This is a genomic window from Bartonella sp. AP36NXGY (assembly GCF_042195865.1).
Lineage (GTDB): Bacteria > Pseudomonadota > Alphaproteobacteria > Rhizobiales > Rhizobiaceae > Bartonella.
This window is the reverse complement of record NZ_JBHIPD010000008.1, coordinates 1-8744: the sequence shown is the minus strand read 5'-3', so window position 1 is coordinate 8744 and position 8744 is coordinate 1. Positions and strand designations below refer to the sequence as shown.

General features: G+C 39.7%; 6 protein-coding genes. 3 read left to right on the top strand and 3 right to left on the bottom strand.

From position 1 onward, the window contains the following. Positions 1–967 precede the first annotated feature (967 nt). A complete protein-coding gene (locus ACFINX_RS04680) occupies positions 968–1981 on the bottom strand; it encodes a sensor histidine kinase (protein ID WP_375611690.1) in 1014 nt (337 codons plus the stop codon). Positions 1982–2003: 22 nt separating this feature from the next. Beyond that, positions 2004–2798: a response regulator gene (locus ACFINX_RS04675; protein ID WP_375607013.1), complete on the bottom strand. Its 795-nt coding sequence runs from the start codon at positions 2796–2798 to the stop codon at positions 2004–2006. 168 nt (positions 2799–2966) lie between these two features. Between ACFINX_RS04675 and ACFINX_RS04670 the strand changes: the two genes are divergently transcribed. The 3 genes from ACFINX_RS04670 to ACFINX_RS04660 all read left to right on the top strand — a co-directional run bounded on the left by ACFINX_RS04670 (position 2967) and on the right by ACFINX_RS04660 (position 5387). Further along, entirely contained in the window at positions 2967–3170 is a 204-nt protein-coding gene (locus ACFINX_RS04670) for a NepR family anti-sigma factor (RefSeq protein WP_375610684.1), read from the top strand. A gap of 7 nt (positions 3171–3177) precedes the next feature. Further along, positions 3178–3732, top strand: coding sequence for an RNA polymerase sigma factor (locus ACFINX_RS04665; protein WP_375611691.1), 555 nt, complete (start codon positions 3178–3180; stop codon positions 3730–3732). Positions 3733–3956: 224 nt separating this feature from the next. Continuing rightward, positions 3957–5387, top strand: coding sequence for a sensor histidine kinase (locus tag ACFINX_RS04660; protein ID WP_375613648.1), 1431 nt, complete (start codon positions 3957–3959; stop codon positions 5385–5387). Positions 5388–6289: 902 nt separating this feature from the next. Here the strand turns inward: ACFINX_RS04660 and ACFINX_RS04655 are convergent. After that, positions 6290–8278 (bottom strand): M23 family metallopeptidase, encoded by a 1989-nt coding sequence (locus tag ACFINX_RS04655; RefSeq protein WP_375629211.1) that lies wholly within the window; start codon positions 8276–8278, stop codon positions 6290–6292. Between the last annotated feature and the right edge of the window lie 466 nt (positions 8279–8744).

Here is an 8744-nt window from a genome sequence, read left to right as displayed (position 1 = left end):
GGGTTTTCCCCTTTGAGATGGGTTTTCCCCTTTGAGATGGGTTTTCCCCTTTGAGATGGGTTTTCCCCTTTGAGATGGGTTTTCCCCTTTGAGATGCGGGTTCTATAGTGAATTAATCAAAGTCATTGGCTTGCACGTCATAAAAGGGTGTGTGTGGGGGCTCTATGTCGGTGAGTAATATTTGAAAAAAGACTGAAATGCCTCTTATGGACGCTCTCAAAGGTCAATGGCTGTTGTAACATGAGAGACAAATGGTATGATGATGCTCAGCTACTACTTTTATGAAGTGAAAAGGGGCATGAAGGTAAAGAAGGACGTGGCGTAACAAGGGGCGGTTTTGATGGTTCACTTTACGGGGGCTATTATATCTTATTTACACATACTGTTTTGAAATGAGCGTGGATGCGCTGGGAAATATTAAAAAAGTGCGTGAATGAGGAACACAAGTGTATCCTGTTTTAGGATGCCCTATTGTAACTGAAGAGGATATCTCCATTAAAGAATGCGATAAATAAAAGCATAAAATGTGTAATTTACATCAATTAATTGTCGTTGTCGTGGATGCTTTAAGCCCGTAAAGCTGAAGAGTGATGATGGATATTAGCTTTACTCCTTGAAATTTCATATTCTGCCAAAATAAAATTATATACGCATTGCGAAAATTACACAAAAAGAGATGGGTAATAGGCTCGCTTTTATTTGGCATATAAAAGCTGAAACGGTTTGCTCTTTATCGTTTTGGTTTCTGTTTTAAAATATGCCGGTTATATGAGGGATGGAAGTTGATTGACAGCGGGAATGGATTTTATGTGGCTTTCAGTTCTCATCGTTAAGGTTTTGCGGAACTATTGGGGGACTATAGAGGTTGGTTTAAAGAGGTTGGAAAATATCTTTGTGCTTAATAAACAGATGAGACATTTTGCTAAAAAAGGGGAAAATTCTCTTGTTCATTGTTTAAAATGCTCTTTTAAGAAAAAATATCAAAATAAGTATCAGGAACAGAGAGGCAATAGACAATTCCTTCTTGTGTCAATTTGAGGGAAGCTGAACCATTCACGGAAATGGGAACGATTTTTTCGAGAACGGCACTACCAAAACAGGCTTTTTTATTGTTTGTGGGAGGGATGCCGGATTCAAAATTTTCATGCCAAGTGATGATAAGTTGCGTTTTGCCATTCAGTTTTGTTTCAATTTCACAGCGTACACAGATGCTCCCCTTTTCTTGGGAAAGGGCTCCAAAAGAAAGAGAATTGACAATCAGTTCATGAAAAGCCAAACCGATATGCAAAGCGGCATTGGGAAAAAGATAAGGATCGACGCCTTCAAGTGAAAAACGTTCTGTTTCTTTCATAAAATAACCTAAAGCCTGCGTTTGGACCAATTCGCGAAATTGAGCACCGCGCCAATCGGAATCAGTGATCAGATCTTGAGAATGAGAAAGAGAATGAAGACGACCTTGAAATTTTCGTAAAAAAACCTGAAGAGATTCAGTATAGCGGGCGGTTTGGCTGGCAATACTTTGAATGATCGCTAGAAGGTTTTTAGAACGGTGACTGACTTCGCGAAGAAGGATTTTAAGCACTTGTTCACGGCGGCGTAAGCCGGAAATATTGACACCGGTGGTGATAATACCAATAATGTCTTCGTTATCATTGCGGTGGCAATCAATAGAAAATTTGTACCAAATCTCTTGTTTATTTGTATCTTCAAAACGTGCTTCAACAGTTTGCATTTTGCCACTGGCTAAAACTTGCAGTTTGATGGTTTCCATATTGTCTGCAAGGTCAAGCGAAAAAAAGTCGCTGTCACGACACCCAACCCGCCATTTATTGTGCAAATGGTGTGGCAAGTTTTCAGCCCATAAATAAACCAGATTTGTTGCCTGATAGAGAACGCAAATATCAGCACCACGAATCGCTTGCATGAGCGCACTCATATGAGATTTATCCATGGGAGGCTTTGAAAGAGGCGTAACGATCATAATTTTAAGATGTTACCCTGTTCTAAGCCGCTTTAGAAGCATTCTCTTGAAAAAATAAAGCTTGGGAAATAAGCGCTTTCACCATATCAGGGTTAAAAGGTTTGGTCACTAAAAAAGTTGGTTCTGGACGCTCGCCAGTGAGAAGCCTTTCGGGAAAAGCCGTGATGAAAATCACCGGTATACGGTCATTTTTCAAAATCTCGTTGACCGCATCAATCCCTGAACTGTTATCGGCTAATTGAATATCAGCCAAAATCAACCGTGGTTTTTTCTTATGATACATGATGACAGCTTCATCACGCGTGCGCGCTATTCCTACAACATGATGACCTAGGCTTTCTACCATTTGCTCAATATCAAGTGCAATAAGAGGTTCATCTTCAATAATCATGACTTCAGTGGCAATTTGTTGAGAAATATCAATGGATGCTTGGTTGAGAAGCTTGCGAAATTCTTTCGTATCCAGATTCATGATTTCGCTGGCGTCTTGTTCATGAAACCCTTCAACGGCAATGAGCAAAAATGCTTGGCGTGCACGGGGCGTGAGATAGGATAATTTGGCACTGGTTTTTTGTTCAAGACCAAATTGGGGCAGGGGTTCAGGGATGTTTGGTGTGGTTTGGTCAAAAAGATGGCAAAAAAGCCAATAGGTACCAATTCGGTCAGTGGAGGCTTTGGGAAAAATGGAGATGTCGGCAATGAGTGCTTCCAACATCGCTGACACATAGGCATCGCCAGAGGATTGGCTACCGGTGACAGAGCGGGCAAAACGCCGAAGATAGGGAAGATGCGGGGCAATGCGCGTTGATAATGACATAATTTATAACTCCTTTGACCTTTCAAGCATTTTGTTGGTTGAAATTCTCAACCGATAAAAAAGTTCCTTGATTTGTATGGAACTTTTTACCGACAGCTATATTTACAACCATAAGGCGAAAAATTCTTCGCGGTGCTACTAGTAATATATGGATTAGGGGGATGAAAAATGAACGACCGTGATGAAAAAAATCTCACCACACAATTTAGAGTTGGAGATGATCTTCTCGGGGTCAATAGCGAAATAGCACGGAAGTTACGTCAATTTTACATGGAAATTCAAGAAGAAGCACTGCCACGGTGTTTGCTTGAGCTTTTAGAGAAGTTGGAGCGCGCAGAGCAATTTGGCTTAAACAATGTGGAAAAGGTTTGAATCCTTTATGTCAAAGTGCGCGAAAAACTTTAAACAAGAACTCCTTTCTGTGTTGCCGGCTTTACGAGCTTTTGCTGTTTCTTTAAGTGGCAAGCACGATAAAGCCGAAGATTTGGTCCAAGATACTGTTATGAAGGCATGGGCTAAGCAAGATAGTTTTGAGATGGGAACTAATCTTAAAGCTTGGCTTTTTACCATTTTGCGCAATGAATTTTATAGTCAAATGCGTAAAAAGGGAAGAGAAGTTCAAGATACCGACGGCGTGTTTACTCAAAATGTCGCTGTTCATCCTGCTCAATATGGATCACTTGATTTGCAAGATTTCAAAAAAGCCTTAAATTTGCTTTCTGCCGATCAAAGAGAAGCCATTATTCTCATTGGCGCATCGGGATTTTCTTATGAAGATGCTGCGGCTATTTGTGGTTGTGCTGTTGGAACCATTAAAAGCCGTGTGAGCAGGGCGCGTAATCGATTACAAGAACTTCTTAAAGTCAACGGTGAGTCTGATTATGGTCCTGATTCTTACTCAGCTGGAAGTACATTGTGTTCATTTAACGGCTAAAAAAGCATAATAATTATGATCGATAGCCTTGTTTTTTTTATTCCCGTTATAGCTATTACAGTAAAGTCAGTATCTGAGGGAATTCAGAAGTTTGGCGTGTATCTTTAAGAACACAAGAAAAGCCTGTATAAAACTTTCTCACGGGCTTTAGGTTTTATGTTCCATAAGGTTGCCTTCCTTTGTGCTGAAAAATGACGACTTTCAAGTTCGCCAATGGACATTCTATGACAACAAAAACAAATTTGATGCCTCAAATGCCTTCTTCTGATGCAACGATATCACGCTGGCGGTGGGGTGCGATTGTTGTTTCTCTTGTTATGGCTCTTTTGGCATCGGTTTTTATTATGTTGCTTTCAAATGCCGTTGATCGAGAAGTCGCACAGTTGAATACAAGTTCAGAATTGCGCGAACAGGCTGATTTGGTCCTTATTAGCCTGATTGATATGGCTGTTGCTGATCGCAGCTATGCAAAAACGCGCAAGGCGGAAGATAAAATACGTTTTGAAAATGCAGAGCGGGAGTTGGGGAATATTCTCGACTATATCGCACTTATTATTTATGCGCATCCGCAGTGGTATAAATGGTTTACGGCTTTTAAAGAAGAGGTTGAAGCACGAAAAGCCTTTATGAATGCCCATATGCGTGCTCTTGATGCGATTCCTGAACAACCTTCTCAACCTTCTCATGCGGACTCTTTGGAAGTATCAAAGATTCCTGTAGCACGTTTAGCTCAATTGATGACAAGCTTTATTAATGGGGATGATGTGGTGCGACAAAAACAGCGTGAGGGTATCGCATTGATGCGGGCGGCTTTGACATTGGCGGCTATTGTTTCCGTTGTGAGTACCTTTATTTCTGCCTATTTTGTTATTAATCGTTTTCATCGTGATATGCGCTCTTTAAAATTGTATCAATTGCTGCTTCATAGTGAAAATATCGCTCTGGAAGCCCGCGTGAAAGAACGAACACAAGAATTAGAAAGAGCACGTAATCACGCTGAAAAAGAACGCCAACGGGTTGAAATATTGTTGCAGGATGCAAGCCATCGCATTGGCAATTCTCTTGGGACGGTGTCTTCTTTGTTGGGGCTCCAGTTAAACCGGAGCAAAAATGAAGAGGTACGTGCTGTTCTAGGGGCTGCACGTGATCGTATTCAGACAATTTCTACAGCACATCGTCGTTTGCGCTTAAGTGATGATATGGAAACGACTTTATTGGCAGAGTTTCTCAGCTCTGTTGTGCATGATGTCGAATTGGCAGTCCCTTTTGAATTGCGTGAAAACATCACCATTCACACCAACTTTAAAGATTGTCGCCTGTCTTCAAGAGATGCGACAACACTTGGAATTATCCTTGGTGAACTGCTGACAAATTCCTTAAAACATGCCTTTCCTGATCAACGGTCTGGTCATATTTATATCTCTTTTGGTCCCCAGAAAGATGGACAATTGATGCTCATTGTAGAAGATGATGGCGTGGGAATGAAAAGCCAAACTTTAAAACAAAAAACAGGACTTGGTCGTGTGGTCGTGGAACAGCTCTGTATGCAATTTGGTGAAAAACCTCTGTTTGAAACTTCTGCTTTAGGAGGCACAAAGATTGTCATTCCTTTGCCAAAACTTAGCATGAATAGTTCAAAAAAAAGCTCTGACTGATTTTTTAAAAGGGTAAATTTTTTCTTTTCTCGTGGTAAGCTGCCTTTCATTCATCGTGAATGTATGGGGAGGGCATCTTTTCACAAGAAGAAGGAAAAATACGGCTTCAGTAGCGCGAACACAGCACCATTCATATCAGATTGTCAATTGCCTTCAAGAGAAACAACTTTGCTTCTTTATCTTTTGGTGTAATGTTTGATTTTCTCTCTTGTTGTTTTTTTGCTTTGTTGACTCCGATGATCGGCTTTCAAAGTTCTCCTTGTCTGAGAGCTTTGAAGTGCTTAAGTTAGCCTTTAAATTTATTTTGAATAAGTGCTTCTTTAAGCCAATAATACTTATATTCGTAAGCTCTATTGCTTTGCAAAGAGAGAGTTTTTTCAAGTTTTGTTATTTTTTGTAAGGCATGTGAAACTTTAAATATGGGGTGTTTTTGTAAGCGTGTGGGAGAAATATTTTTAAGGTAAAACGCGCTTGTAAAAAACTCATGCCCTCCCTCCTTCAGGGCTTTAAACAGCATCAGTGCTCAACCAGTGGAATCTGTGCAACAAGAAGTCGGGTTGTTTATAGAATGATATGGGTTTTAGAATCTTCGTTCTTTAGAAAAACTCACCTTTGATTTGAGATTTTATTGCATGGCAATAAGGACGGGCTATCGTTTTGATAAAATAAACAAGAAGAGTTAGCCTTTTGGGGTTTCATATTTTTCACTTTTCTATTGTGCGTAAACCAGAAAAGGGGAGGGCGTTTTATTTTTAATCATTGTGATGCGACCTTGGGTGGTGGCATCTTTCGGCGTATTCTTTAATAGATATTTAAAATGCGGAAATCTCTTTAAGAAAATTAAGCGCTCAAGCATATTTTTTAGATGTTTTGAGTCGTAAAAATGCAGATGCTTTCATGCTTTAAGTCTCTTCGGAGGGTGCTATTGGGCTGTTAATCAAGGCATCAATGTTGTTTTTTTCTTGTAGGAATGTTTGTAGGTCTTGATTGGTTAAGGCTTTGCTATCCGGTATACGAATGCGCATGGGATCAACTTTGACGCCATTGACAATGATTTCAAAATGACAATGGGGACCGGTTGCCATTCCTGTTGATCCAACATACCCAATAATTTGTCCTTGTCGTACTTTCACGCCTGGTTTGATGTCTGGTGCATAACGACTTTGGTGTGAATAACTGCTGACATATCCATTGGCATGTTGAATTTCCGTATGGTTTCCATAGCCGCCTGTTACGCCTACTCTTGTGACAATACCATCTCCTACAGCAATAATGGGTGATCCTTTAGGAGCAATCCAATCAACCCCCGTATGCATGCGGACATAGCCTAAAATAGGATGTTTGCGTGGACCAAAGGGAGAGCCAAAAATGCCATTTGGTGTGGGTTTGCGCAGCAAGAAAGGCTTTGAACTTTTCCCTTCAGAATCATAATAATCAACGCTTCCATCTTTTAATTGATAACGGTAATATTTATAAGTTGTATTCCCAAAAGTTGCACTAATATAACGAATTTCTGGATCAGCGTTCTTGGATGCTTCCTTTGCTTTCAAATTCTTTTTGCCGTTTTTGTTTTCTTTATCGCTTTGTGGTACAGCATAAAATATTTCGATCTGATCATTGGGTGTTATCGGACTTTTCATGTCAATATTGGTGGCTAGCAGACGAATAAGACGATGAGAGAGAGATTGTGATATATTATGGCTTAGCAAAGCACTATAGAGTGCATCATAAGCCGTTGGTAATTGCGCGCTATTGATATAAGAATGTGGAATACCATTTTGAAAAGCCGTTTTAAGTGCTTTAGACATTTTAGGCTCTGTGCTTTCAATGAATTGGCCTTTATCATTCAGGGCAATGGTGAGAACATGATGCATCCCTTGATAGATACTTGCGCGTACGAGATGGTCTTCTTCACCAGCTTGTGTCACGATACCAATGCGTAAAAGGCTTCCCTCTTTAAGGGAATCGGAAAGGCTTATTTTTTCTAGCGTTTTTACAACCTGGTCAATTTGCTTTTTTGTATAACTGGTTTTTTTGAAAGCATCGGCTATCGTTTGTTTTTTACGAATAGGAATAATATCTTCAACATAGTTTTTTGTCAGATCGATACGGTGACTTTGAGGAGAAACGGTTACATTTTCTTGAACGATTCGAACTTCAGGGGATTCTGTGCCTTGGGAAGGGGAGGATACATCTTCTAATTTTAAAGGATCAATCAATGTGAGAACTGAAAGAAGTTCGGAGCTCTTTTCTAAAGTAAATCCAGCTTTTTGTACTTCTTGTTGTGCCTCTTCATCTGTCAATGTGTCGCTGTCATCAAAATCGAATTGATTTACCTTAAAATCATAGCTGCGTAAGGTGAGTTTTGTTTCAACCTTTGCTCCATAAATCTGCCCAGAATCTTCTTGTGGTGCGATATTTTGATTTTTCGTATCACTAGCAAGAATGCTTAAAGAATCAAATTTTGGATAGCTATATTTCTGGGGGCGATTTTCGGCTAAAGCCATACGAATCCATTCAAAATGTTGTGTTTGAATGACTTTTTCATCGCCTTTTTTTTGTAGAATCGATAATTCAAATTGACGTTTTCTGTCAAAGCTTTGCCTTGCATGGGTGGGAGAAATACGATCACCTTTATAGCCATTGGCCTCAGGGTCTTGTGATTCTGATAGGTTTTCTTGCGTAAACCATTGTGGCGGTGTTACCAATCGCTGTTGTTCATCAAGAGCCGTAAAAAGTGCAATCCCCATAAGAATGCAGGAAGTGATTCCTGTCAGAATGGTTCCCGTAAGCCAACGAGCAGAGACCTGTCGGCGCGCAGGCCGCAAGCGCTTGACGACAAGAGCAGGGTCTTGTCCAGGATCGTTCTTTTGTTGTTCGTTATCCCACATAGATTTATAAGAGTACTTTTCAATATTAAATAAAGAAAGCTAGATAGATAGCTTAGCATGCTTCTACAGGAATTTGATTCTTTTTACAAATTACAGATCATGCGATTCTCTTTATACAGCAATGTCTTTATAAATCGTATCTGCGCAGAAAATTTTCTCTATTAAAGTAGCATAAAACAAGCGTTATTGTGATTAACTCATTCCTAGGCAACTTCCTATTTTTATGCATTGCAATGGGGTGCTATATTTTACTTTAAAGGCGCCATGCTCTCTTTGAACTCCTTGCTGTTTTCATGTTTTATTTTTATGAAGGCAGATTTTTCCAATAATGTTTTGAAATAGGATTTTTTGTTCAATATTTTATTGGTAAAGTTTGGGTTATTTTATTTAAAAAAAATAAAAAATGATATTGACTCTTTGCTTGAAAGAGTACTATATACGACGAGTAACGAGAGCGGTTTCTGCT

Excerpts from the sequence above, each read along its gene's own strand:
- ACFINX_RS04680 (WP_375611690.1), bottom strand. The coding sequence starts at position 1,981 with ATGATCGTTACGCCTCTTTCAAAGCCTCCCATGGATAAATCTCATATG.
- ACFINX_RS04675 (WP_375607013.1), bottom strand. The coding sequence starts at position 2,798 with ATGTCATTATCAACGCGCATTGCCCCGCATCTTCCCTATCTTCGGCGT.
- ACFINX_RS04670 (WP_375610684.1), top strand. The coding sequence starts at position 2,967 with ATGAACGACCGTGATGAAAAAAATCTCACCACACAATTTAGAGTTGGA.
- ACFINX_RS04665 (WP_375611691.1), top strand. The coding sequence starts at position 3,178 with ATGTCAAAGTGCGCGAAAAACTTTAAACAAGAACTCCTTTCTGTGTTG.
- ACFINX_RS04660 (WP_375613648.1), top strand. The coding sequence starts at position 3,957 with ATGACAACAAAAACAAATTTGATGCCTCAAATGCCTTCTTCTGATGCA.
- ACFINX_RS04655 (WP_375629211.1), bottom strand. The coding sequence starts at position 8,278 with ATGTGGGATAACGAACAACAAAAGAACGATCCTGGACAAGACCCTGCT.